This is a genomic window from Lichenibacterium dinghuense (assembly GCF_021730615.1).
In the GTDB taxonomy this organism is placed as follows: domain Bacteria; phylum Pseudomonadota; class Alphaproteobacteria; order Rhizobiales; family Beijerinckiaceae; genus Lichenihabitans; species Lichenihabitans dinghuensis.
This window is the reverse complement of record NZ_JAJLMN010000001.1, coordinates 3,757,167-3,780,931: the sequence shown is the minus strand read 5'-3', so window position 1 is coordinate 3,780,931 and position 23,765 is coordinate 3,757,167. Positions and strand designations below refer to the sequence as shown.

Annotated in this window: 22 protein-coding genes; 11 read left to right on the top strand and 11 right to left on the bottom strand. The window is 73.7% G+C overall.

Annotation, left to right across the window (positions count from 1 at the left end):
• Positions 1-22: 22 nt before the first annotated feature.
• Both L7N97_RS18055 and L7N97_RS18050 read left to right on the top strand, forming a co-directional pair.
• Positions 23-769 carry a metallophosphoesterase family protein gene (locus L7N97_RS18055; protein WP_237479685.1) on the top strand — a complete coding sequence of 249 codons (747 nt, stop codon included), beginning with the start codon at positions 23-25 and terminating at the stop codon, positions 767-769.
• Positions 766-2,643: a tetratricopeptide repeat-containing sulfotransferase family protein gene (locus L7N97_RS18050; protein WP_237479684.1), complete on the top strand. Its 1,878-nt coding sequence runs from the start codon at positions 766-768 to the stop codon at positions 2,641-2,643. Before L7N97_RS18055 ends, L7N97_RS18050 begins: the two co-directional genes overlap by 4 nt.
• Here L7N97_RS18050 and L7N97_RS18045 read toward each other — a convergent pair.
• The 3 genes from L7N97_RS18045 to L7N97_RS18035 all read right to left on the bottom strand — a co-directional run bounded on the left by L7N97_RS18045 (position 2,600) and on the right by L7N97_RS18035 (position 5,482).
• Positions 2,600-4,219 carry a carbohydrate porin gene (locus L7N97_RS18045; protein ID WP_237479683.1) on the bottom strand — a complete coding sequence of 540 codons (1,620 nt, stop codon included), beginning with the start codon at positions 4,217-4,219 and terminating at the stop codon, positions 2,600-2,602. The genes L7N97_RS18050 and L7N97_RS18045 overlap by 44 nt on opposite strands.
• Positions 4,220-4,388: 169 nt before the next feature.
• The gene (locus L7N97_RS18040) at positions 4,389-4,919 is read right to left on the bottom strand and encodes a chromate transporter (protein WP_237479682.1); all 531 of its coding nucleotides are present in this window, start codon (positions 4,917-4,919) and stop codon (positions 4,389-4,391) included.
• A complete protein-coding gene (locus tag L7N97_RS18035; protein ID WP_237479681.1) occupies positions 4,916-5,482 on the bottom strand; it encodes a chromate transporter in 567 nt (188 codons plus the stop codon). The genes L7N97_RS18040 and L7N97_RS18035 overlap by 4 nt, the downstream gene beginning before the upstream one ends.
• Positions 5,483-5,609: 127 nt before the next feature.
• On the opposite strand from L7N97_RS18035, the gene L7N97_RS18030 reads away from it, so the two are divergent.
• The 6 genes from L7N97_RS18030 to msrB all read left to right on the top strand — a co-directional run bounded on the left by L7N97_RS18030 (position 5,610) and on the right by msrB (position 10,233).
• Positions 5,610-6,272 carry a cyclic nucleotide-binding domain-containing protein gene (locus L7N97_RS18030; RefSeq protein ID WP_237479680.1) on the top strand — a complete coding sequence of 221 codons (663 nt, stop codon included), beginning with the start codon at positions 5,610-5,612 and terminating at the stop codon, positions 6,270-6,272.
• A 52-nt stretch (positions 6,273-6,324) separates the two neighbouring features.
• Positions 6,325-7,077 carry an SDR family NAD(P)-dependent oxidoreductase gene (locus L7N97_RS18025; protein WP_237479679.1) on the top strand — a complete coding sequence of 251 codons (753 nt, stop codon included), beginning with the start codon at positions 6,325-6,327 and terminating at the stop codon, positions 7,075-7,077.
• Between the two features lie 305 nt (positions 7,078-7,382).
• Complete coding sequence (gene exbB / locus L7N97_RS18020) at positions 7,383-8,270, top strand: tonB-system energizer ExbB (protein ID WP_237479678.1); 888 nt, start codon at positions 7,383-7,385, stop codon at positions 8,268-8,270.
• 4 nt (positions 8,271-8,274) lie between these two features.
• On the top strand, positions 8,275-8,721 hold the full coding sequence (exbD, locus tag L7N97_RS18015; protein WP_237479677.1) for a TonB system transport protein ExbD: 447 nt from the start codon (positions 8,275-8,277) through the stop codon (positions 8,719-8,721).
• The gene (locus tag L7N97_RS30325; protein WP_237479676.1) at positions 8,718-9,743 is read left to right on the top strand and encodes an energy transducer TonB family protein; all 1,026 of its coding nucleotides are present in this window, start codon (positions 8,718-8,720) and stop codon (positions 9,741-9,743) included. The genes exbD and L7N97_RS30325 overlap by 4 nt, the downstream gene beginning before the upstream one ends.
• Positions 9,744-9,825: 82 nt before the next feature.
• Positions 9,826-10,233 (top strand): peptide-methionine (R)-S-oxide reductase MsrB, encoded by a 408-nt coding sequence (gene msrB / locus L7N97_RS18005; RefSeq protein ID WP_237479675.1) that lies wholly within the window; start codon positions 9,826-9,828, stop codon positions 10,231-10,233.
• Between the two features lie 81 nt (positions 10,234-10,314).
• Here msrB and L7N97_RS18000 read toward each other — a convergent pair whose 3' ends face one another.
• The 3 genes from L7N97_RS18000 to ileS form a co-directional block, all read right to left on the bottom strand.
• Complete coding sequence (locus tag L7N97_RS18000; protein WP_237479674.1) at positions 10,315-10,992, bottom strand: hypothetical protein; 678 nt, start codon at positions 10,990-10,992, stop codon at positions 10,315-10,317.
• An 88-nt stretch (positions 10,993-11,080) separates the two neighbouring features.
• Positions 11,081-11,599: a signal peptidase II gene (gene lspA / locus L7N97_RS17995; protein WP_237479673.1), complete on the bottom strand. Its 519-nt coding sequence runs from the start codon at positions 11,597-11,599 to the stop codon at positions 11,081-11,083.
• Positions 11,596-14,694 (bottom strand): isoleucine--tRNA ligase, encoded by a 3,099-nt coding sequence (ileS, locus tag L7N97_RS17990; RefSeq protein WP_237479672.1) that lies wholly within the window; start codon positions 14,692-14,694, stop codon positions 11,596-11,598. Before ileS ends, lspA begins: the two co-directional genes overlap by 4 nt.
• 365 nt (positions 14,695-15,059) lie before the next feature.
• Between ileS and L7N97_RS17985 the strand changes: the two genes are divergently transcribed.
• Both L7N97_RS17985 and L7N97_RS17980 read left to right on the top strand, forming a co-directional pair.
• Entirely contained in the window at positions 15,060-15,299 is a 240-nt protein-coding gene (locus L7N97_RS17985) for a hypothetical protein (RefSeq protein WP_237479671.1), read from the top strand.
• Between the two features lie 141 nt (positions 15,300-15,440).
• Positions 15,441-16,934 carry an ABC transporter substrate-binding protein gene (locus L7N97_RS17980; protein ID WP_237479670.1) on the top strand — a complete coding sequence of 498 codons (1,494 nt, stop codon included), beginning with the start codon at positions 15,441-15,443 and terminating at the stop codon, positions 16,932-16,934.
• A 70-nt stretch (positions 16,935-17,004) separates the two neighbouring features.
• Here L7N97_RS17980 and L7N97_RS17975 read toward each other — a convergent pair whose 3' ends face one another.
• Entirely contained in the window at positions 17,005-17,475 is a 471-nt protein-coding gene (locus L7N97_RS17975) for an Hsp20 family protein (RefSeq protein WP_237479669.1), read from the bottom strand.
• 420 nt (positions 17,476-17,895) lie between these two features.
• On the opposite strand from L7N97_RS17975, the gene L7N97_RS17970 reads away from it, so the two are divergent.
• Entirely contained in the window at positions 17,896-18,414 is a 519-nt protein-coding gene (locus tag L7N97_RS17970) for a hypothetical protein (RefSeq protein WP_237479668.1), read from the top strand.
• Between the two features lie 136 nt (positions 18,415-18,550).
• Here L7N97_RS17970 and L7N97_RS17965 read toward each other — a convergent pair whose 3' ends face one another.
• From L7N97_RS17965 to L7N97_RS17950, 4 genes are all read right to left on the bottom strand, one after another.
• The gene (locus L7N97_RS17965; protein WP_237479667.1) at positions 18,551-19,444 is read right to left on the bottom strand and encodes a lipid kinase; all 894 of its coding nucleotides are present in this window, start codon (positions 19,442-19,444) and stop codon (positions 18,551-18,553) included.
• 96 nt (positions 19,445-19,540) lie between these two features.
• Positions 19,541-20,446 (bottom strand): 3-hydroxyisobutyrate dehydrogenase, encoded by a 906-nt coding sequence (gene mmsB / locus L7N97_RS17960; protein WP_237479666.1) that lies wholly within the window; start codon positions 20,444-20,446, stop codon positions 19,541-19,543.
• A gap of 383 nt (positions 20,447-20,829) precedes the next feature.
• Positions 20,830-21,804 (bottom strand): mechanosensitive ion channel family protein, encoded by a 975-nt coding sequence (locus L7N97_RS17955; protein ID WP_237479665.1) that lies wholly within the window; start codon positions 21,802-21,804, stop codon positions 20,830-20,832.
• 201 nt (positions 21,805-22,005) lie between these two features.
• Positions 22,006-23,643: a histidine kinase famiy protein gene (locus tag L7N97_RS17950; RefSeq protein ID WP_237479664.1), complete on the bottom strand. Its 1,638-nt coding sequence runs from the start codon at positions 23,641-23,643 to the stop codon at positions 22,006-22,008.
• Between the last annotated feature and the right edge of the window lie 122 nt (positions 23,644-23,765).

Here is a 23,765-nt window from a genome sequence, read left to right as displayed (position 1 = left end):
CCGCCCCGGCGAGGCCCAGCCTATGCGGATCGCCGTCATCGCCGACGTCCACGGCAACCTCCACGCGCTCCGGGCGGTGGCACAGGACATGGCCCGCCGGTCGCCCGACCTGATCGTGAACCTCGGCGACCTCGTGTCCGGCCCCTTCGATCCGGCCGGCAGCGCCGACGCCCAGATGGCGCTCGGCGCCGCGACGCTGAAGGGCAACCACGACCGCTGGGTGCTCGAAGGCCCGCCGGCCGGCTACAAGGACGACGCCCGCGCGCGGGCCACGCTGTCGGAGGCGCACCTCGCCTGGATGGCCGGCCTGCCGCCGACGCTGTCCATCGACGGCGGCGACGTCTTCGCCTGCCACGGCAGCCCGGCCGGCGGTGACCTCGACTACCTGCTCGAGGACGTCGCGTCGGGCCGCGCTCTGCTGGCCGCGCCGGAGGCCATCCGGCCCCGGCTCGCCGGCATCGGCCCCGCGCGGCTGGTGCTCTGCGGGCACACCCACACGGCCCGCGCCGCGAGCCTCGACGGCGTGCTGATCGTCAACCCCGGCAGCGTCGGCCAGCCGGCCTACCGGGACGACGCGCCCGTCCCGCACGTCATGGAGGCCGGCACGAGCCACGCGCTCTACGCGGTCGTGGAGCGCGGCCGCCTCGGCTGGTCGGCCGCGCTGTGCGCGGTGCCCTACGACCACGCGGCGGCGGCGCTCCAGGCGGAGCGCGGCGGGCGTCCCGACGTCGCCCACGCGGTCCGCACCGGCCGGATGCCGCCGGCGTGACGGCGCCGAAGCCGCCGCCTCACCTGCGCGAGCGCGCCCTCGACCTGCACCGCGCGGGCGACCTCGCGGCGGCCGAGCCGCTGTATCGCCTGCTGCTCGACGCCGGAGGGCGCGACCCCGAACTGCTCTACCTCGTCGCCCTGCTGCGCTTTCAGCAGGGATACCACGCCGAGGCCGCCGCGGCGGCGCGGACGGCGATCCGCGCGGCCCCGCGCGACGCGGCGCCCCACGCCCTGGCGGGGCTCGCCGAGGCCGGGCGCGGCCGCTTCGCCGCGGCGCTGCCGGCCTACGGGCGGGCGCTGCGGCTCGCGCCGGGCCGCTGGGACGTGCTGGTGAACCGCGCGGCCGCGCTGCTCGCGCTCGGCCGGCCAGCGGAAGCCCTGGCGGACTGCGACGGCGCGCTGTCCCTCGCGCCGGAGGCCGCGGAGGCCCATGCGGGCCGCGGCGACGCGCTCGACGACCTCGGCCGCCCCGCCGAAGCGCTGGCCGCCTACGCCGCCGCGGCGGCCCTGGGCCTGCCCGCGGCGGGCAAGCGCAGCGCCGCACTGCTGGCGCGGCTCGACACCCCGGCGGAGGCGGCGGCGATGCTCGCCGGCGCGGCCGAACGCCTCGCCGCGGACGGCAGGACGGATGCGGCGCTCGACGCTCTGGCGGAGGCTTCGGCGCTCCTGCCCGGCGACGTCGAACTGTTGAACCGCCGCGCCGTCCTGCTCGGCGAGACGGGGCGGCTCGCCGAGGCGGCGGCGGTGCTCGGCGGAGCGGTCGCGCTGGCGCCGCAGGATCCCGTGCTGTTCCACAACCTCGGCCTGTTCGGCCGCTTCGCGCCCGGCGACCCGCACCTCGACGCGCTGGCGGCGGTCGACGCGGACGGGCTCGACGCGCGGGGCGCCGCCGTCCTCCACTTCGCCCGCGCCAAGGCGGCCTCCGACCTCGGCGACCCCGACGGCGCCTTCGCGCATCTCCGGGCCGGCAACGCGCTGGTGCGGGCGGGCCTCGCCCACGACCCCGCGCATTACGAGCGGCTCGCCGACCGGATCCGCGCCGCCGCGGGCCCGAAGGCGCGGGGCCGCGCGGACGGCGCCGGGCCGCCGCGCCCGGTCTTCATCGTCGGGCTGCCGCGCTCGGGCTCGACGCTGGTCGAGCGCGTGCTCGCCGGACACCCCGACGTGTTCGCGGCCGGCGAGGTCGACGCCTTCCGCCCCGCGCTGGAGGCGCTCTCGCCGCCCCTGCCCTACCCCGAATGCGGGCCCGGCCTCACGGGCGCGGACCTCGCCCGCCTCCGCGCCGGCTACCGGGCGCGGCTGCCCCGCGTCCCGCCCGGCGCCGTCGTCGTGGTCGACAAGACGCTGGTGAACCTGTGGCACCTGGGGCTGATCCACGCGGCCCTGCCCGAGGCGCGCTTCGTCCACGTGGCGCGCGATCCCGTCGACACGGGGCTGTCCTGCTTCGAGCAGCTCTTCAACACGCCGCAGCCCTTCGCCTACGACCTCGCCGAGTTCGCGCGCTACGCCACCGCGGCGGCGTCCGTCATGGCGCACTGGCGGTCCGCGCTGCCGCCCGGCGCGCTGCTCGACCTCGCCTACGAGGACCTCGTGTCCGAGCCCGAGCCGCAGGCCCGGCGCCTGTTCGCCCATTGCGGCCTCGGCTGGGATCCCGCCTGCCTCGACACCGGCCGGCCCGGCGGCCGCGTCAGCACCGCGAGCGTCGCGCAGGTGCGGCGCCCGATCTCCCCCGCCTCGGTCGGCCGCTGGCGCCTCCACGCCCGCCACCTCGGCCCGCTCCTCGACGCGCTGGGCCTCGACGCCGAGGGCCGGCCCTTCCCCGCGGGGGTCACAGCCGGTCCTGAGGCCCCTTCGCCAGCCCCGCCAGCGTGAACAGGTCGACCGACAGCTTGGCGCCGATCACCAGCACGTCCGGGATCGGGGTGGGGCGGGTCGGGTAGCGGAGCTGGTCCGGGCCGATGATGTACTGGATGTTGGGCGTCAGGCGCGCGTAGGGCGCGACCTGGATGCCGTAGTTGAGTTCGAGGAACGTCTCCTGCCGGTCGATGTCCGACGTCGACAGGCCCTGCGCGAGGCGGGAAGCGCGGATGCCGGCGATGCCGATGTCCGAATAGCGCTGGGTCGACATCACGACGTCGAGCGAGTCGAGCGGCCGGCTCGCGAAGGGCCCGAGGTAGACCGCGCCGAGCGTGAACTGGTAGTCCTCGACCTGGCGGCCGCTCGTGCCGCCGATCGCGAGGGCGAAGACGCTGAGGCCGCGCGGCGATTCCATGTCGGGCCTGTACAGCGTCTGGTCGAAGCGGCCGTAGGCGGCCGTGCGCCCGAAGCGCGTCACGCCGGGCAGGCCCGTGATCACGCGCTGGCCGCCCTGCTGGTCGAACTCCGCATCCGAATATTGCGACTGGTCGATGATGGCGCCGATGCCGTAGTGGCGCGGATAGGGGTCGTTCTTGAAGCTCGTGGCGTAGCCGAGCTCGAAGGGCACGTTATAGCCCGTCGAGGGGGCGAAGAAGCCGACGCCGTGGTCGGCCCGCGTGGTGCTCTCGGGCGCCACCTGGTAGGCGCCGACGTTGAAGAAGTATCGGTCGGTGAGCTGCGTCTTCATCACGCCCGCCCAGGTGGGGGCCGGGAAGTAGGTGAAGTTGGTGTCCGCGAAGGCGAGGTTGGGGCTGCCGCAGACCGCGTTGTTCTGGAAGTTGCAGTAGAAGGGCGACCCCAGAAAGGCGGTCTGCCCCGGGATGCGGCCGACCTCGAGGTCCACCCGGTCGTCGAACAGCTTCTTCTCGAAGGACAGGTAGGTCAGGCGGTAGGTCTGGCCGCCGCCGTAGATCTCCTGCACCGAGATGCTGTTGCCGATGAGGTCGTTCGTCAGGCTGTGGCCGTCGCGCTGCGTGAAGATGCCGTGCAGGAAGGCGCCCTGCACGCCCGCGAGCTTCTGCAGGTCGATGTCGGTGCCGAAGAAGAACTGGTCCGCGTAGCGCACGCCCTGGCGGATGCCGCCGACCGGGTTGCCCGCCGATTCCGAGGTGTAGTTGGCGAGCGCCGTGATGCCGTTGCCGAAGTCGAGCGTGCCCGGCGGCAGCGCCGTGGGCGTGGTGGGCGAGGCCGAGGTGCCCTGGAGGTTGCCGACGCGCCGGGCGCCGCCGATGCCGCCCGCGGTGCCGCTGGCGCCCGGCGCGGCACCCGCCCCCGTGACCGCGGCGGTGCGCCCCGGCGCCGCCACCGGCACGCCGGACCGGGTCGGGACCCTGTTCGGCGAAACGGCCGCGGCGCGGCGCGTCCGGCGGGGCGCCGGGGCCGCGGCGGGAGCGGCCGCGTCGGGCGCGGCCGCCGCGGGCGGGGGCGCGTCCTGTGGCGGCACCTGCGCCGACGCCCGGATCGGGAGCCCGCAGGCGAGGAGCGCCGAGGCCAGGGCGATCGCCGCTGCGGCGGGCCGGACGGATGCCATGTCGCTCCCCACATTTCTGCGCCGGGTCCGTTTGTCGGACCCCGTTCTCGGCGCAGCATCGGCGCGGGAGAGAGGGCGCGCCATAACCTGAGCGGGAGGCGCGCCGGATTCGCCGCGCATGTGACCGGAATGTGTCAGCCCCGGTCCCGCGCCCCCGCGGGCCGCCCCGTCAGCCGTTTCCGTGCAGGGCGAGGAAGATCCCGGCCCCGACGACGAGCAGCAGCAGCGGGTTAACCCGGCTCGCCATCAGGGCGGCCGTGGACGCGAAGGCGACCGCCACCGCGGGCCAGCCGCCGTCGAGCGACTCCATCAGCACGTAGACCGAGGCCAGGATCATGCCGGCCGCGACGGGCCGGAGCCCGCCCTCCAGCGCGCGCTGCCACAGCGCGCCCTGGTGGCGGCGCCACACCACCGCGACGCCGTAGATCAGCACGGCGGTCGGCCCGAAGATGCCGAGCGTGGCCGCCACCGCGCCCCAGAACCCCGCCACCTGCCAGCCGATCAGCGTCGCCAGCAGCGAGCCCGGCCCCGGCGCCATGCGGGAGATCGCGAAGGCGTTGAGGAACTGCGGCGCCGTCATCCAGCCGTGTTGGTCCACGACCTGGCGCTGGATGGCGGCGATCACCGTCTGGCCGCCCCCCACGGTGACGAGCGACAGCGGCGCGAAGACCCCGAATAGGCCGAGGACGGGCCCCCTCATGCCCGGCGCAGCCGCAGGGCTTCGAGCGCGATGCTGCCGAGGCCCACGCCGAGCACCACGTAGACCAGCGGCTGGTGCAGCGGCCCGATCGCCACAAAGGTGCCGGCCATGATGGCGAGCGGCAGCCAGCGCCGCGGCACCCTCAGCGCCGTGGTGATGCCCATCGACAAGCTGAGGCCGATGGCGGCCGCGGCGGCGCCGTCGAGCGCCCAGCGGGTCGCCGGATAGCGGCTCAGCGCCGCGAACACGGCCGAGATGCCGACGATCAGCACCGCCGGCGGCCCCACGATGCCGGCCACCCCTGCGGCGGCGCCGCGGAAGCCGAGCAGCCGGTGGCCGATCCAGATCGCCATGTTGGTGACGTTGACGCCGGGCAGCGCCTGCGACAGCGACAGGCCGTTGAGGAACTCCTCCTCGCCGATCCAGGCCCGGTCGCGCACGAACTCCCGCAGCAGCCACCCGCTCAGCCCGCCGCCGAAGCTCGTCAGCCCGATGCGGGAGAAGATCAGGAAGAGCTGGAGCGCCGTGGGCTGCGGGGCGGGGCGGGGAGGCGCGTCGGCCATCGGGATCCTCGAAGGCGGGTGAGCCCATCCTTAGGAGCGCCGGGCGGCGGCGTCGAGCGCCGATCCACAGGCTTGACGGGCCCGCGCCCGGCCGCTCCAATCCCGGCAGATCGACCCCGCCCGCGCCATGACGATCCCGATCCCGACGCTGCTGGTCCACCTCCACCTGATGCTGCACCTCGCCGCGCTGGTGTCGGTCGCGGCGCTGCTGTTCCGCGACCAGATCAAGCTGCGCGCCGTGCTGCTGCTGTCGATCGCCCTCGCGCTCGCCAACAACTACGACGGGTCGGACGCGCCGGACTGGGAGGACCTGTTCTGGAACGCGGTGCTGTTCTGCATTAACCTCGTCGTGCTGGTGCAGCTGGTCCTCGACCGGACGCACGTCGGCCTGAGCGAGGAGGAGCGGGCGCTGTTCGACGCCTTCGGGCTGCTGACGCCGGGCGAGTTCCGCGCCCTGGCGCGGCTCGCCACGTGGCACACGGCCGGTGCCGGCGAGGAGATCACCCGCGAGGGCGAGCGGCCGGACGCGCTGTTCTACGTGCTCACCGGCGGGCTCTTCATCGTCAAGGGCGAGCGGGTGATCCCCTACGGCGCCGGCACCTTCATCGGCGAGATCGCCTTCCTGCGCGGCGGGCCGGCCTCCGCGACCGTGCGTCTGGCGCCGGGCTCGCGCTACGTCGCCTGGCCGGTCGCCGGGCTCGACCGCCGCATCTCCGGCCGGGGCGAGCTGCGCCATGCCGTCACCCGCCTGATCAGCCACGACATGGCCCTCAAGGTCGGCCGCGCCTGACAGGCCCGAAGAAGTCGGCTAAAGGTCCGACAAATCATTCCGGGAGGACCGCATGAGCTTCGCCACCTTTCCGTCGCTGAAGGGCGCGACCGTCACCGTCACCGGGGGCGCCTCCGGCATCGGCGAATACCTCGTGCGGGCCTTCGCCGAGCAGGGCTCCCGCGTGGGCTTCGTCGACATCGACGCCGCGCGCGGCGAGGCGCTGGCGAAGGAGTTCGGCGGCGCCGTCCGCTTCGCCCCCTGCGACCTGCGCGACATCGACGCCCTCCGCTCGGCCTTCGCGGCCCTGAAGGCGGAGCTCGGGCCGGCCTCCGTGCTGGTCAACAACGCCGCGCGCGACGACCGCCACGGCTGGGAGGACGTGACGCCGGACTATTACGACGAGCGCATCGCCACGAACCTGCGCCACATGTTCTTCGCCATCCAGGCCGCGGCGCCCGACATGGTGACGGCGGGCCGCGGCTCCATCGTCAACATGGGCTCGAACTCCTGGTGGGAGGCCGGCGGCGGCATGCCGGTCTACACCACCGCCAAGGCGGCCGTGCACGGCATGACGCGGAGCTTCGCCCGCGACCTCGGCCCCCACCGCATCCGCGTCAACACCGTCGTCCCCGGCTGGGTCATGACCGAGCGGCAGAAGGAGCTGTGGGTGACGCCGGAGAAGCTCGGCGCGCAGCTCAAGCGCCAGTGCCTGCCCGACCCGATCGACCCCGTCTACCTCGCCCGCATGGTGCTGTTCCTGGCCTCCGACGACAGCGCCATGTGCACGGCCAACAACTTCATGGTGGAGGCCGGCTCGATCTGAGAAGATTCCCGGCCCTGGCTGGAACTGGAACAGCTCCATTGTCGGGCGTTTAGAACAAGTCGAAGAGCCAGACGCGCTATGGGCGCGTTTCCCAGGCGCCCGGCCCCGGCCGGGCGCCTTCGTCTGTTTGGCCGACCCGAGCGCGATGCTTTCGACTTTTGATCCCGCCCGGCGCGCCGCTTCCGCGGCTCGGCCGGCCTCGACGGGCCCGAGCGCCGCACGCCCCGCCCTTCGCCGCGCGTGAGCCCCTCCCAGGACGGGCGATCCTTCGCCGCCCGCCCCTTCCGGAACGACGGAGACCGACCATGACCCACAGGTGGCGCACCGCGCTGGTGCTCCTGTCGCTGCTGATCGCCCCCGGCGCGGTTCTCGCGCAGGGCACCGCAGCCGCCCCCCAGCCTGCCGCGGCGGAGGCGGCGCCCGCGAGCCCACCTCCCGCGGCCCCGGCTCCGGCCCCCGCGGCTCCGGTGGGCCCGGCCGCCGCCGAGCCGGCCGTGAACGCGAGCCTGCCGCACGACCTGTCGCCCTGGTCGATGTTCCTCAACGCCGACGTGGTGGTGAAGGCCGTGATGGTGGGCCTGCTCGCCGCTTCGGTCGCGACCTGGACGATCTGGCTCGCGAAATCCATGCAGCTCTTCGGCGCCCGGCGCCGGGCCACGCGCGGGCTGCGCGCGCTGGCGGAGGCCGACAGCCTGGCCGCCGCGGCGCGGTCCGACGCGCCCGCGCGCGGGCCCGTGGGGGCGCTGATCGCCGCGGCCGCCGAGGAGGTGTCGCGCTCGGGCGGGCTGCCGGCGGAGGGCGTCAAGGAGCGCGCGGCGCTGTCGCTGTCGCGCATCGAGGCACGCGGCGCCCGCGCCATGACGCGGGGCACCGGCGTGCTCGCGACGGTGGGCTCGGTCGCGCCCTTCGTGGGGCTGTTCGGCACCGTGTGGGGCATCATGAATAGCTTCGTCGGCATCTCCCAGGCCCACACGTCCAACCTCGCCGTGGTGGCGCCCGGCATCGCGGAAGCGCTGCTGGCCACCGCGGTCGGCCTCGTCGCCGCCATCCCGGCCGTGGTGATCTTCAACGGATTCGCCCGCGCCACCGCGGGCTACAAGGCGCTGCTCGGCGACGCCTCGGCGGAAGTCATGCGCCACCTGTCGCGCGACCTCGACCGGCGGCCCTCGCTGCGCCAGCAGGCGGCGGAGTGATCCCGTGGCGGTGAAGCTCGGCCACGGGGACGACGAGGTCGGCGAGATCGCCGACATCAACGTCACGCCCTTCATCGACGTGGCCCTGGTGCTGCTCATCATCTTCATGGTGGCGGCGCCGCTGTCCACCGTGGACGTGCCGGTGGACCTGCCGACCTCGAACGCGAAGGTGCAGCCGCGGCCCGACAAGCCGGTGTTCCTCACCGTCAAGCGCGACCTTTCCCTATCTTTGGGCGAGGAAGGCGTGCCGCGCGACGGGCTCCGCGGCCGGCTCGACGCGGAGACAGGGGGCGACCGCGACCGGCGCGTCTTCCTGCGCGCGGACGCCGGCCTGCCCTACGGCGACCTGATGGACGTGATGAACGCCCTGCGCTCGGCCGGCTACCTCAAGGTGGCGCTGGTCGGCCTGGAGGACACGGGACAGGGCGCAGCCCCGGGCTCCGCGCCGTGAGCGCCGTCGCGTTCGGCGGCGGCCGCGAGCCCGGCGAGGGCCTGCGCTGGGCCGCGGCCGCCCTCCTGGTCGCCGGTGTCCACGTCGGCGCCGGCTGGTGGCTCGTCGGCCACGCCTTCGCGCCCCCGCCCCCGCCCGAGGGCGCGGCCGGCGTGACGGTGGAGCTCGAGCCCGTGTCGGTGCCGGTGCCCCCGACCGCCGAGCCGAAGCCGACCGAAACCGCCGGCCCCGGCGAGGAGAAGCAGGTCGCCGAGGCGCCCGACGCCCCGCCCGAGGCTCCCCCGCCGCCGGCCGCCGAGCCACCACAGGCTGCCGTGGCGGCACCCCCGCCCCCGCCCGTCGAGACGCCCCCGCCGGAACCGGCCCCGGTCGAGGCTGCGGCCGCCCCTCCCCTCCCCGTGCCGGAGGTCGCGCCGCCGCCCTCGCCCGCGCCGTCCGACGCCGTGCTGGCTCCGCCGCCGCGGCCCGCGCCGCCCCCGAAGAAGGTCGCGGTCCCGAAGCCGCAGAAGTCCGTCAAGCCGCCGCCGAAGCCCGACCCGCGCGAGGTCGCCCGCCAGGACGCGTGGGACGCGCAGGCCGAGGCCCGGCAGGAAGCCCGCGAGGAGGTGCGGCACGAAGCGCGGGCGCAGGCGGCCGCCGAGGCGCGGGCCCGGCGACAGGCCGCGCGCGAGCAGGCCCGCGCGGCGCGGGCCGCGGTGGCCCGCGAGGGCGGCGGGGACGACCGCGAGTCCGCCGCCCCGGTGGCCTCGGGCGCGGCGGTCGCGAACTGGCGCGGCGAGGTGGTGGCCCACCTCAACGCCTACAAGCCGGCCTCGCCGAACGGCTCGGGCGGCACCGTGCGGGTCGCCTTCTCGGTGGACCGCGGCGGGCGCGTCGTCTCGGCCTCCGTGTCGGGCAGCTCCGGCGATCCCGAGCTCGACGCGGCGGCGGTGTCGATGGTGCGCCGCGCGAGCCCCGTCCCGGCGCCCCCGCCCGAGATGGGCGGCCGCATCGGCCTGTCGGTGCCGGTGCGGTTCCATTGAGGCGCGGCGCGGCCGGGGCGGCGGCGCCACCTTGACGAACGGGCCCCGGATGGACAGTTCCGCGAGGAACCGGAGGCCTCCCATGACCCACGATGCCCAGTCCTTCCCCGTCACCCGCAGCGACGCCGAATGGCGCGAGCTGCTGACGCCCGAGCAGTACCAGGTGATGCGCCGGCACGGCACCGAGCGGCCCGGCTCCTGCGCGCTGCTCCACGAGAAGCGCGCCGGCACCTTCTCCTGCGCGGGCTGCGAGACGCCGCTGTTCGTGAACACGACCAAGTTCGAGAGCGGCACCGGCTGGCCGTCCTTCAACCTGCCGGTCGAGGGCGCGGTGGAGACCACCGAGGACAGGTCCTACGGCATGGTCCGCACCGAGGTGCACTGCGCCACCTGCGGCAGCCACCTCGGCCACGTCTTCCCCGACGGGCCCGCGCCGACCTACCAGCGCTACTGCATCAACGGCGTGGCGCTGGAGTTCCACCCGGCCTGACGCGTCCCGCGCCGGTGAAACGAAGACGCCCGCGGCGCGAGCCGCGGGCGTCTTGTCGTGCTGCACCGGATCAGCAGCCGATCACTGGTCCATCTCGGCGCGGTGCTTGGCGGCCTGCTGCTGCATGTAGCGCGGGCTCGACTCGTCGACCTTCTCCTCGGGCGCCTCCGCCGTGGCCTTCAGGACCTTGGTGGGCTTCATGTAGCCCTTGGGCGGCTGGGTGAGGAACTCGCGCGTGGGCTCCTGGCCGGCGACGAGCTGGTCCTTCTTGTCGGGGTTCTGGGAGCGGTAGGCCTCGTCCTGGCGCTTGATCTCGTCCGGCTTGAGCAGCATGCAGTGCTGGCCGTCGTTGCCGCATTCGCCGGAGCGGACGGGCTGGTCGTCGGCGGCCTCGGCCACGGCGGCGCGTCCCCGCATCTGCTCGTCGTGCGACAGCATCATGCCGTGGTCGCTCATGTTGGGGTCGAGCGTGTGCGGCGCGTGCGCTTCGGCGCTCTCCTTGCGCTTCTTCAGCACGTCGGGGTCCTGCGGCCAGGCGGCGGTGCGCTTGATGCCGTCGACCATGGGCTTGGGCAGCCCGGGGTCCTTCGGCAGCACCAGCGGCGGGCGCTCGCGGTACTGGATGTCCGGCGGGGGGTCGCTCTTGATGAGCCCCACCGAGCCCAGCACGGAGGAGAACACGTTGGCGTAGCCGTCGTCCGCCGCCCAGGCGCCCGGCGCGCCCGCGAGGCACAGGCCCAAGGCGGCCGCTGCCGCCACCGCCCCGCGACGATCACCCTTCGATCCAGGCAACATTTCCACCTCAGCGCATGGAACAAAATCGGAGGCTTCAACTATGCTGTGAGGATCACGGCGATTTGGGGGCACCGAGGGTCGCAACCGGCCTTGCCGGCACGATCCATTCGAGCAGCAGCAGCACGACGCCGGCCGTGATGGCGCAATCGGCGACGTTGAACACGTACCAGTGGAAGCCGCCGGCGTGGAGCGACACGAAATCCACCACGGCGCCGTAGCTGACGCGGTCGACGAGGTTGCCGAGCGCGCCGCCGATCAGGAGGCCCAGCGCCGCCGAAGTCATCGCCGTCCCGCTCCGCCACAGCCACACGGCGAGGGCCAGCGACGCGAGCAGCGTGACGGCGACCAGCAGCCAGCGGCCCGCATCCGTGTCCGACGTGAACAGCGAGTAGGACACGCCGCGGTTCCAGGCCATGACGAAGTCGACGCCCGGCGCCACGGCGACGGGCGAGCGCTCCGGCAGGTCGAAGCCGCGCAGCATCCACAGCTTCGAGGCTTGGTCGGCCGCGAAGGCCAGGACGGCCAGCGCCGCCCCGAGCGCGCGCGGGCCGGCGCGGAACGCGCCCGTCACGGCAGGCGGCCCGCCGCGGCGAGCTCGCGCAGCGCCAGCGCGTCGCGCGGCGTGACGTCGGGATAGTCGGGGTCGGTGCCCACCAGCGGCGACACCTTCCAGGAGCGGGCGCAGCGCCGCCCCTCCGCGCGGGCCGGCACCACCGCCACCCCCGGCACGTCGGGCAGGCGGAAGGCCTCGGCCGGGCCCTCGCCGGCGTCGAGGGCGATGTCGGAGGTGATGCACACTTCCGCGAAGTCGACGCCGCGGAGCAGCGCGAGCAGGTCCGCGTCGGCCACGAAGACCCGCGGCGCGGCTTCCAGCGACGATCCCATGCGCTTGGCGGCGCGCTCCAGCTCCAGCGCGCCGGTGACGGCGCGGCGCGCGTCGCGCACCCGCCGCCAGCGCGCCGCCAGCGCCTCGTCGAGCCACGCCTCGGGCGTCTCCGGGAAGAGCTGGAGGTGCACCGAGCCGCGCTCGGACGGGTGGCGCGCCAGCCACGCTTCCTCGGCCGTGAAGCTGAGGATCGGCGCCAGCCACACGGCGAGGCGGTCGAAGACGGCATCCACGACCGTGAGGGCCCCGCGGCGCACCGCCGAGGAGATCGGGTCGCAGTAGAGCGCGTCCTTGCGGACGTCGAAGTAGAAGGCCGACAGGTCGCTCGTCATGAAGGCGCCGAGCGCCGACAGGATGCGCGTGTAGTCGAAGGCCGCGTAGCCGGCCCGCACCGTGCGGTCGAGCTCCGCGAGGCGGTGGAGCACGAAGCGCTCCAGCTCGGGCAGCTCGGCGTGGGGCACGGCCTCGCCGGCCTGCGCGTGCGCCAGCGTGCCCAGCATCCAGCGCAGGGTGTTGCGCCACTTCTTGTAGGTCTCGACCGTGGTGTTCAGCACCGTCTTGCCGAGGCGCTGGTCGCCCGCGTAGTCGGCGCCCGCCACCCACAGGCGCAGGATGTCGGCGCCCGACGCCTTGATGACGTCCTGCGGCGCCACGACGTTGCCGAGCGACTTCGACATCTTGCGCCCGTTCTCGTCGAGCGTGAAGCCGTGGGTCAGCACCATGTCGTAGGGCGCGCGGCCGCGCGTGCCGCAGCTCTCAAGCAGCGACGAGTGGAACCAGCCGCGGTGCTGGTCCGAGCCTTCGAGGTACATGACCTCGTCGTCGCCGCCGTCGACTCGGCGGCGCAGGCCCCGAAACTGCGGGAAGTGCTCCGGATCCTCCAGCGTGAAGGCGTGGGTGGAGCCGGAGTCGAACCACACGTCGAGGATGTCGTCGACCTTGGTCCAGCCCTCGGCGGCCCGCTCCCCGAGGAACCGTGCGGCGGCGCCGTCCTCGTACCAGGCGTCCGCGCCCTCGGCCTCGAAGGCGGCGATGACGCGCGCGTCGACGGCGTCGTCGCGCAGGATCTCGGCGGTGCCGTCGTCGCGGTCGCGCACGAAGATGGCGATGGGCACGCCCCAGGCGCGCTGGCGCGACACGACCCAGTCGGGCCGGTTGCCGATCATGCCGGTGATGCGGTTCTCGCCCGCGGCCGGCACCCAGGTGGTCTCGGCGATGGCCTGGAGCGCCACGCCGCGCAGCGTGTCGGGCGCGTTGGAGCCCCGGGCCGCGGCGGAGCGCAGCGGCGCGCCCGGCACCGCGAACCGCTGGTCCATGGCGATGAACCATTGCGGCGTGTTGCGGAAGATGACCGGCTTCTTCGAGCGCCAGCTATGCGGGTAGCTGTGCTTCAGCCGGCCGCGCCCGACCAGCGTGCCGGCTTCCTGGAGCGCCGCGAAGACGGCGTCGTTGGCGTCGCCCTTGGCGCCCTTGTCGGTGAGCACGCGGCGGCCCTCGAAGCCCGGCGCGTCGGCCGTGTAGAAGCCGTCGGCGTCGACCGTGTAGGGGATGCGCGGCTCGATCTCGCGCGCCTGGAGCGCGCGCGTCGAGGCGAGCCACAGGTCGAAGTCCTCGCGGCCGTGGCCCGGTGCCGTGTGGACGAAGCCCGTGCCGGCCTCGGCCGTCACGTGGTCGCCGGCCAGCATCGGCACGCCGAAGCCGTAGCCCGGCAGGGTGGCCGCGAAGGGATGCGCCAGCAGGCCGACCGACAGCGCCTCCGCCGACACGTCGGAGAGCCGCTCGAAGCCCTCGACGCGCGCGGCCTTGAACACGCCCTCGGCCAGGGCGTCGGCCAGCACGTAGCGCTGGCCCACCTTGGCCCAGTTGTCGGCCGCCGCACTCGTGACGCGGTAGAGCCCGTAGGCGACCTTGGGCGAGAAGGCCACGGCGCGGTTGCCCGGCATGGTCCAGGGCGTGGTGGTCCAGATCACGACGCGCGCCGGCATCATCTCGCCGGAGGCCTCGTGGCGGAACGCCAGCGCATTCCATTCCGACGCCCGGTGGTCGAGAACGCCGCCCCCGGCCGGCACCGTCCGGCACGGGAAGGCGGCGAAGACCGTGTCCGACGTGTGGTCCTCGTATTCGACCTCGGCCTCGGCCAGCGCCGTCTTCTCGACCACGCTCCACATCACGGGCTTGGAGCCGCGGTAGAGCAGCCCGTTGCGGGCGAACTTCATGATCTCGCGGGCGATGTGGGCTTCGGCGTTGAACGCCATGGTGGCGTAGGGGTGGTCCCAGTCGCCCACGATGCCGAGGCGCTTGAACTCTTCCCGCTGCACGTCGAGCCAGCCCTGCGCGAAGGCGCGGCACTGGCGGCGGAACTCCACCACCGGCACGGCGTCCTTGTTGCGGCCCTTGGCGCGGTACTCCTCCTCGATCTTCCACTCGATCGGCAGGCCGTGGCAGTCCCAGCCCGGCACGTAGTCGGAGTCGCGGCCCAGCATCTGCTGGGACTTGGTCACGAGGTCCTTCAGGATCTTGTTGAGCGCGTGGCCGATGTGGATGTTGCCGTTGGCGTAGGGCGGCCCGTCGTGCAGCACGAACTTCGGCCGGCCGGCCGCCTGCGCGCGGAGCTGGCCGTAGAGGTCGATGCTCGCCCAGCGCGCCAGCAGCTCGGGCTCCTTGGCGGGCAGGCCGGCCCGCATCGGGAAGTCCGTGTGGGGCAGGAACAGCGTCTTGGCGTAGTCGGGGGCGGCCGGCGTCGCCGATGGGTCTCGGGCGGCCGTGGGAGCGTCGTTCATGGGGAGACCGGAGGCTTGCGGCGAGGCGGGATCCCGGGCGGGCGCGGCGCTGCGTTGGGCGGGGATGCGGGCGTGCGAAGGGTCCCGTGCGGGGCGAGCCTCAGGCTCCAGCGCCGCACGGGCCGATAATCCGCAAATCACGGGCCCGCGTCGTCATGCGCCCGACGTAGCAGCCTGCCAGGAAGATTGGAAGGGTTCCGTTTTTCGCGGCCCCGCGCGGCGCGCCGCGATGCCGCCGTAACCGACTCCGATGTTCGCGCATTGCCGGTCATGGATCCGCTTCGGCGGACCCGCGTCGGCGTATCGGCATCGGCCGACGGACGGCCTCACGGCCCCGTCATCCAGCCAAGGAGGACCCTCGACCCATGGGGACGCAACACGAACCCCAGATCTGGAACATGTTCCGCCGCCGCGAGGAGGGCGACATCTGCTGCGCCGTGCCGGCCGACACGGCCGTGCCGCGCTTCCTGTTCTCCGGCGAGTGGGACTTCGGCGGCCAGCATGCGGAGCGCCAGGCGCTGCCCGGCTTCCAGCGCGCCATCGCGCACCAGGCCGTGCGCATGAACGGGTTCTACCTGTTCCAGGTGCTGCGCGCCGCGGCCTGACCGCGGCGCATCGGCGTGGAACGGACGGCGGATGAACCTTCCGTTCGCGCCGATGATTCATCATGACGGCCTCACAATAAGCCACAACTCATCGTGGGATGGCGGGAGATCGGTGACCCGGGGCTCGGAAAGGCGGCGTCCATGCAGCGCCCGTTGATGTTGGCGGCCTTCGGCGCGGTCGCGGCCCTGGGTGCGGCCGCGGCTGGCGGCGCGCTGTGGTACGAGCGGCCGACGCGGCTGACCGTGGCGGTGTCCCAGAACGACGAGCCGGACCGCGCGCTGATCGACTCCGCCGCGCGCCTCCTCAAGCGGAGCCACAACCCGGCGCGCCTGCAGATCCAGCTCGTCGAGGACGCCAAGGCGGCCTCTGAGGCGGTGGACGCCCGCCGGGCCGACCTCGCGGTGATCCGCACCGACGTGGCGATCCCCGGCGACGCGCAGACCGTGGTGATCCTGCACCGCGACTCGGCCGTGCTGGTGGCCCCGGCGTCGAGCGGCATCAAGACGGTGGCGGACCTGCCGGGGCACACGGTCGGCGTGCTGCGCATGGGGGCCGGGAACCTCAGCCTGCTCGCCAACGTCCTGGCGGAGGCCGACCTCAAGCCGGACAGCGTCGCCACGGTGCAGCTCAAGCCCGACGAGATCGAGGCCGCGCTGCGCTCGCACCGGATATCGGCCGTGATGGCGGTCGACGTGCTGTCCAACTCGGCCCTGCGCGCCATCGTGCGGACCGTGTCGACGATCGACCCGCCGCCCGCCGCGGCTCCCCCTCCCCCGGCTCCGGCCAAGGCGGGCGCCAAGCCCGCGGCGAAACCCGCCAAGGGCAAGGCTCCCCCGGCCGCCAAGCCGGCCAGGATCGCCAAGGCCGACAAGGGCGACGACGAGGAGGAGGACGACGAGGCGGAGCCCGCAAAGGGCACCGTGGTCTTCCTGCCCATCTCCGAGGCCGAGGCCATCGCGTCGCGCTCGCCCGCCTACGAGAAGACCGAGGTGCTGCGCGGCATCTTCGGCGGGACGCCGCCCCGGCCGGGCAAGGACTACGACACGCTCAGCATCACCCACCGGCTCGTCGCCAACGAGAACGTGTCGCAGGACCTCGTCGCGGGGCTGACACGCTTCTTCCTGACCGAGAAGGGCCCGATCGCCGCGACGGCGCCGATCGCCATGCGGATCGAGGCGCCGAGCACCGACAAGGGCGCGTCCCTGCCCGTCCACGCCGGATCCGCGGCCTATATCGACGACGACGAGCAGACCTTCTTCGATAAATACAGCGACATGATCTACATCGGCGCCATGCTGCTCGGCGTGCTGGCGTCCGGCGTCACCGCCGTGATGGGGCGGCTCAGCGGCACCCGCACGCCGCAGCTCGAGCTCGACGTCGCCCGCCTGATCGCCCTGATGGGGGAGGCGCGCGCCGCCGCGTCGAGCGAGGAGCTCGACGCGCTGCAGGGCGAGGCCGACCAGTTGATGGCGCGGGCGCTCGACGGCTCGCTGCCGCGCGTCGACGACCGGCGCCTCGCGGCCTTCGGGATGGCGCTCGACCAGGTGCGGGCCGCGGTGCGCGACCGCCGCGCGCAGATCGGCCTGGCGCCGAAGCCGGCCGAGATCGTCGTGATGCCGCTCGCCGCCGAATAGCAGCGCGGACGCGAAAAAGGGCGCCCCGTGAGGGACGCCCCTGCCTCGATCGCGCGGTCGCGCCCGCCGGTCAGGCGACCTTGGACTCCACGACCTTCGGCGCGCGGGCGTTGGTGCCGATGGCGATCTGCCGGGGCTTCTGAGCCTCGGGGATCTCGCGCACGAGGTCGACGTGGAGCAGGCCGTGCTCCAGGGCGGCGCCCGTCACCTGGACGTGGTCGGCGAGCTGGAAGCGGCGCTCGAAGGCGCGGGCCGCGATGCCCTGGTAGAGCACTTCGGTCTTCGGCGTCTCGGACGCATCGGTCTTGCGGGCGCCGCGGATCAGGAGGACGTTCTCGCGGGTCTCGATCGACAGATCATCCTCGGAGAATCCCGCCACGGCGACGGAGATACGATAGGCGTTCTCGCCGGTCCGCTCGATGTTGTAGGGCGGATAGGTCTGGGCCGAGGCGTCCACGCCCGACATCTGGTCGAGGATCGTGAACAGCCGGTCGAAGCCGACGGTGGAACGGTAAAGGGGGGAAAGATCGTACTGGCGCATCTGAACACATCCTCACTGGAGCGACATGCGATCCCGGCGTTGCTGGCCGGAACCTCTCGAAATCACGCGTCCGTTGTGGCCCGCGTGCCCCTGATGTGGTGACGGTCCTTGCCCCCGCAAGAGGAGCCGAGATCGGCATCTCACTTTTTCGTGAGCCGGGGCGGCGGTGACGGGATCGCCACGCCGCGCGGAGCCGTGGGTCGACCGGCAGAGGGAAGAGGTCGCCGCGGAGGCGCTGTCGCATCTTTGCCACGCGCGGGCTCCGAAACGCCGCGATGGGCGGGGACGCCGCCGCGGCGCCCTGATGCGGACACGCTGGCGGCGTCGAAGCGGCCTCCGCGGGGCAGACCTGCCGCAGCGGAATGAACCGATGGCCGTCGCCGCGCATTCTGCCCGCGACCATCGTCTGGAGTACGGATCATGACCACCATCAAGAAGATCGCTGCGGCGGCCGCCGTCGCCACCCTGGCCCTCGCCGCCAGCGACCTGTCGGCCTCGGCCCAGAGCAGCCTCACCAACGGCCCGAACGGCATGCAGCCCAACACGCTGTCCTCCGACCAGGCGACCGGCATCAACGGCTACGCGCCGAGCCGCGCCGTCTACCGCCGCCCGGTCCGCACCGTGCGCTCGGCCGAGGCCAGCCGCCGTCCGCTCACCGTGCGCCGCACCGTCGCCGCCGAGGCTCCCGTCGTGGTGGCCCCCGCGCCGATCGGCAACACCGGCCCCGGCACCCTCATCACCGGGCCGCTCGGCTTCGCCAGCAACGTCGTGTCGCTGCCGTTCCGCGCCATCAACGGCATCTTCCCGGCCACGGGCAGCGTCGCGCAGAACCCGCTCGTCCTCATCGGCGCCCCGCTGCGCGCCATCGGCGACATCGTCCAGGTGCCGTTCCGCGTGATCGGCGCCCCGTTCGGCGGCACCACGATCGCGACCTACTGATCGAGCGATCATCGGCGTTCGGGAGGGCGGGGGCGCGAGCCTCCGCCCTTTCGCGTTCGGGGCCCACAGGCCGCCGAAGCCTCGGCCGCCCGTCCTTAGCCCGCGCGGGGGCGGACGGGCCGAATGTGCGAGGGAGTCAGCCCGGCGCGTAGACCGTCACGGCGTCGTGCAGCACGCGGAACACCGCGGGCGTGCGGGTGACGATCTCGCCGTCGGCGTTGACCGACCGCTCGCGATGCGCCGTCACGCGGATCTCGGAGCCGTCGAGGGTTCGGATCTCGGTCCAGTCCCGCGTCTGCCCGCTGCGCAGCGCGGGCAGCAGCAGCAGGAGCTTCCACACGCTGCCGACCTCGAGGCTGTAGACGTCGAGCCGGCCGTCGTCGATCTCGGCGTCGTGGCTCACCGTCATGCCGCCGCCGTAGTGCCGCCCGTTCCCCACCGCGAGGTGCACGGTGCGCGAGGCGTGGCGCTCGCCGCCGATCTCGATGTCGACGTGGAACGGCCGCAGGCGACGGATCACGCGCAGGCCCGCCACCGCGTAGCCGAGCGGGCCCCACCGCTTCTTGGCGTCGGCCGTCAGCGCGTGGGTGAGGTCGACCCCGAAGCCGAGGCTCGCGACGTTGAAGTAGGGGTGACCGTTCACCTCGCCGAGGTCGATGCGGCGCGTGCGGCCCGCCGCGATGGCCGCGACGGCCCCGTCGAGGTCGGGGGGCAGGCCGAGCGTGCGGGCGAGGTCGTTGGCGGTGCCGAGCGGCAGCACGCCGAGCGGCAGCCCCGTCGCGATGAGGCCGGGGGCGGCGGCGTTGATGGTCCCGTCCCCGCCGCCCACCACCACGAGGTCGACCTCGCCTTTCGCGTCGCGGATGCGGCGCGACACGTCCTCGCGCGAGCGCGTGTGGCCGCGCGTGACGGCGAGGCCGGCGGCGGCGAGGGCCGCCTCGGCCTCGTCGCCGCGCTCGCGGCCCGAGCGGCTGTGCTCGTTGACGATCAGCAGGGCGCGGCGGGACGAGGGGTCGGCGGGGGGAGTCATGGCGTCCAGGGGTCGGGCGCGGGCGGGGCGCCGCGCCCCCGTGAACCCGCGGCGAGGCCCCTTTGTGCCCGCCTCAGGCCCAACGTGACGGAAGCTTCATGGACCGGCGACGCCGGACCGCGCCCCGCCGCGCACCGCCTCGATCACCGCGGAATAGTCGAGCCCCGCCCCTCCCCCCGCCGCGAAGGCCGCGAAGATGTCGCGCGCGTGGCGGCCGAGCGCCGTGTCGGCGCCGACGCTCTCGGCCGCGTCGCGCGCCAGCGTCAGGTCCTTCAGCATCAGGGCCGTGGCGAAGCCGGGCCTGTAGCCCCGGTTGGCGGCGCTGCCCGGCACCGGCCCCGGCACGGGGCAGTGGTTCGTCAGCGCCCAGCACTGGCCGGACGAGGTGGACGCGACGTCGAACAGCGCCTGGTGGTCGAGGCCGAGCCTCTCGGCCAGCACGAAGGCCTCGGAGATGCCGATCATCGAGATGCCGAGGATCATGTTGTTGCACATCTTGGCGGCCTGGCCGGCGCCGGGGCCGCCGCAGGCCACCACGCGCCGGCCCATGCTGGCCAGGAACGGCCGCGCGCGCTCGACCGCCTCGGGCGTGCCGCCGGCCATGAAGGTGAGCGTGCCGGCCTCGGCGCCGGCGACGCCGCCCGACACCGGCGCGTCCACGGCCATCATCCCCCGCTCCGCCGCGAGATCGTGGGCGCGGCGGGACGAGGCGACGTCGACCGTCGAGGAGTCGATGAACAGCGCGCCCGTGGGCGCAGCGGCCACGAGACCGCCCTCGTAGGCCTCGACGAGGTGGTCCCCCGCCGGCAGCATCGTCACGACGACCTCGGCGCCGTCCGCCGCGGCGGCCGCCGACGGGGCGACCGCCATGCCGATCGCGCGCGCGGCATCGAGGGCGGCGGGGCTGAGGTCGAAACCCGTGACGGTGTGGCCGGCCTTGAGGAGGTTCGCCGCCATGGGCGCGCCCATGTTGCCGAGCCCGATGAACGCGATCGCCGCCATGGTGTTTCTCCCCTGCCGGAGCAGTTGACCGGCTGACGCGGCCGCGGTCAATTCCGGCCCCGGCGGCGGCGGGGCTCCGAACTCAGGTCGACGGTGCCGCTTCGCCCTTCTCCCCTCTGGGGAGAAGGTGGCGCGAAGCGCCGGATGAGGGGTCGCGACAGGTTCGACATGCGACGCAGGGTCGACATCTGGTCGATGCGGCGCGCGTCCCACCCTCATCCGTCGCCGCTTCGCGGCGCCACCTTCTCCCGCCAGCGGGAGAAGGGCGCTCCCGGCGGCCCTGCGTTGACCTGAGTTCGGAGCTCTGCCGGCGGCGGCGGGATACGAGCCCGATCGGCGACGGATTCGCCCCGCCCCCCCCCAAGGCGCGTCCGGGCCCGCGGTCACGGCCATCCCTCCCTGCGCTCGCCCCGCCCGGCGCGCAGCGCGCCGACGAGGTCGCGCGGCGCGGGATGGCCGTCCGGTCCCGCCGGCCAGCCCTCGCGCTGACGCGCGCGGTCGCCGTCGGTCTCCTCGGTCTGGTCGTGGAACAGGACCTGCGTGGTGGGATAGGGCAGGTCGATGCCGGCGCCCTGCAGCGCTTCCTTGACGGCCTGGAGCACGCGGTCGCGGCTCGCCACCACGTCGGCGCGGCGCGGCGGCTCGATCCACCAGCGGATGCGCAGGTTCACGCTGGAGCCGGCGAGGTCGACCACCAGCACCTCCGGGGCGGGCTCGTCCATCACCTCCTCGACGCCGCGCATCGCCTCCAGAACGATGGCCCGGGCGCGGTCCACGTCGTCGCCGTAGCCGATGCCGACGTCGTATTGCAGGCGGCGGTGCGAATAGGCGGTGTCGACCGTGACGGATTGGGAGAACAGCGTCGCGTTGGGGATCACCACGCGACGCCCGTCGTAGGTGCGGATCGAGGTGGCGCGGGTCTCGATCTCCTCGACCGTGCCCTCGTAGCCGCTGACCGCGATCTGGTCGCCGATGCGGAAGGGCTCGGTGAGCAGGATCAGGATGCCGGCCAGGAAGTTCTGCAGGATGTCGCGGAACGCGAAGCCGATGGCGACGCCGCTGATGCCGAGCAGTTGCACGAGCTGGCCGGGCTTGAAGGACGGCACGGCGATCACGAGCGCGACCAGCAGCCCGACCAGCATCAGCCCGCCCTGGGCGAGGCGCCCCAGCACGCGGCCGAGATTGCGGTGCTGCCGGCGGCGCTCCGACAGGTAGAGGAGGGCCCGGTGCGCGTAGCGGCCCGCGAGGTGGAACAGCGCGTAGACGATCAGCGCCACGATCAGGTAGGGCAGCAGGGTGAAGAAGCCGGCCGCCATGCCGCGCAGCGATGCGAGCGCTCGGGAGAAGTCGAAATCCATGTCCGGCTGAGGTCCTCGCTCCTGCGGGGCTGCCGGGGGAGCTCGGGGGCGGCGCTGTCCGCGCGCAGCTCCGCGACCGGCGCGGACCGGGGTGCACGTTCGGTCCGCCGCCACCAACATCCGCGGCGCCGCGAAGTTTCCGGACGCGGTCGCGGTCCATCCGGACTGAGGCGTCGTCCGGCCCGCGGGGCGCCCGGAGGCTCAGCCGATGCCCGTCGGCCCGTCGATCACGCGCCGGACGCGGCGCGCCAGTTCCAGGCGCCGGTAGGGCTTCATGATGATGTTGAACTCGCTGCCGCCGGCGTCGGTGCGTTCCAGCGACGCTTCGGCGTAGCCGGTCGTCAGCAGGACCTTGATCCTGGGCTGGCGCTCGCGGGCGGCGCGGGCCAGCATGACGCCGTTCATGCCGCCGGGCATGATGAGGTCGGTGAACAGCAGGTCGACGCTCGCCTCGCCGTCGAGCAGCGCGAGCGCCTGTTCCGGGCCGTGCGCCGTGAGCACCGTGTAGCCGAAGTCGGCCAGCAGCATGCCGGCCGTCTCGGCCACGTCGGGCCGGTCGTCGACGACCAGCACGGTTTCCGTGCCGTCTCGGTCGGCCGCGCGGGGGGCCGAGGGCACGGCGGCTGCGCTGACCTGGTCGGTCGCGGGGAACAGCAGCGTCACCGTGCTGCCGCGCCCCACCACCGACTCGATCTCGACCGTGCCGCCCGACTGCTTGGCGAAGCCGTAGACCATGGCGAGGCCGAGCCCCGTGCCCTTGCCCTCCGGCTTGGTGGTGAAGAAGGGCTCCATCACGCGGGCCAGGATCTCCGGCGGCATGCCGGCCCCGTCGTCGTCGACCGAAACGGCCACGTAGGGCCCCGGCGTCAGGTTGCGCCGGAGCGCCTCGTCCGGGTCCGTCAGGAGATGGTTGGCGGTGCCGACCGTGATGGTGCCCCCGTCCGGCATGGCGTCGCGGGCGTTGATCAGCACGTTGAGGATGGCCACCTCGCCCTGCGTCGGGTCGATGCGGCAGTTCCACAGGTCGGGCGCGAAGGCCCGGCGCAGGGTGACGTTGCCGCCGAGCGTCTGTTCCGCCATGTCGCTCATGGCGCCGAACAGGGTGTTGAGGTTGATCGGCCGCCCTTCGAGCCGCTGCTTGCGCGCGAAGGCGAGCAGTTGGTGCGTCAGCGTGCTGGCGCGGTCGGTCGCCTGCCGCAGGGCGTCGCCGGCCCGGCTCAGGCGGTCGACGCTCACGGGCGCACCGCCGCGGCCCTTCTCGGCCAGGGTCTGGACCACGTCCGTGTAGCCTGAGATGACCTGCAGGAGGTTGTTGAAGTCGTGGGCGATGCCGCCGGTGAGCTGGCCGAGCGCCTCCATCTTCTGCGCCTGATGCAGCGCCAGCTCGGCGTCGCGGCGGCGCGACACGTCGAGCTGGGAGCCGAAGAAGTAGACGAGCTCGCCCGCCCGGTCGAACACCGGGCTGATGAACAGCGCGTTCCAGAAGCTCGACCCGTCCTTGCGGTAGTTCAGGACCTCGGTGGAGAACTGGCGCCGGTCCGCCACCGCCTGACGGATCTCGGCGACGGTGTCGGGGTCGGTCTCGCGGCCCTGCAGGAAGCGGCAGTTGGTGCCGACGAGCTCGCTCACCTCGTAGCCCGTCATGCGGGAGAAGGCGCGGTTGGCGAAGATGATCGGGTTGTCGTCCTGATAGGGATCCGTGACGATCATCGGCATGCGCGTCGTCTCGACGGCCGCGAAGAAGATGTCGTGATGCTTGTCCTCGACCCCGGACGGGCCGCTGCCCGTGACCGAGCTGACGGGGCCGTAGGTGGGCGGCTTTTCGGGGGTCGACACCAAGGCCAAAGCTCTCCGATCAGGAGAGCGAGCCGCAGGGGGCCTCAGGTCGCTCCGCTGTCATGGGTTATACAGGCGGGCGCAACAGGGGTCGAGCGCCCGCGCAGGGGTGCGACGCCGCGGAA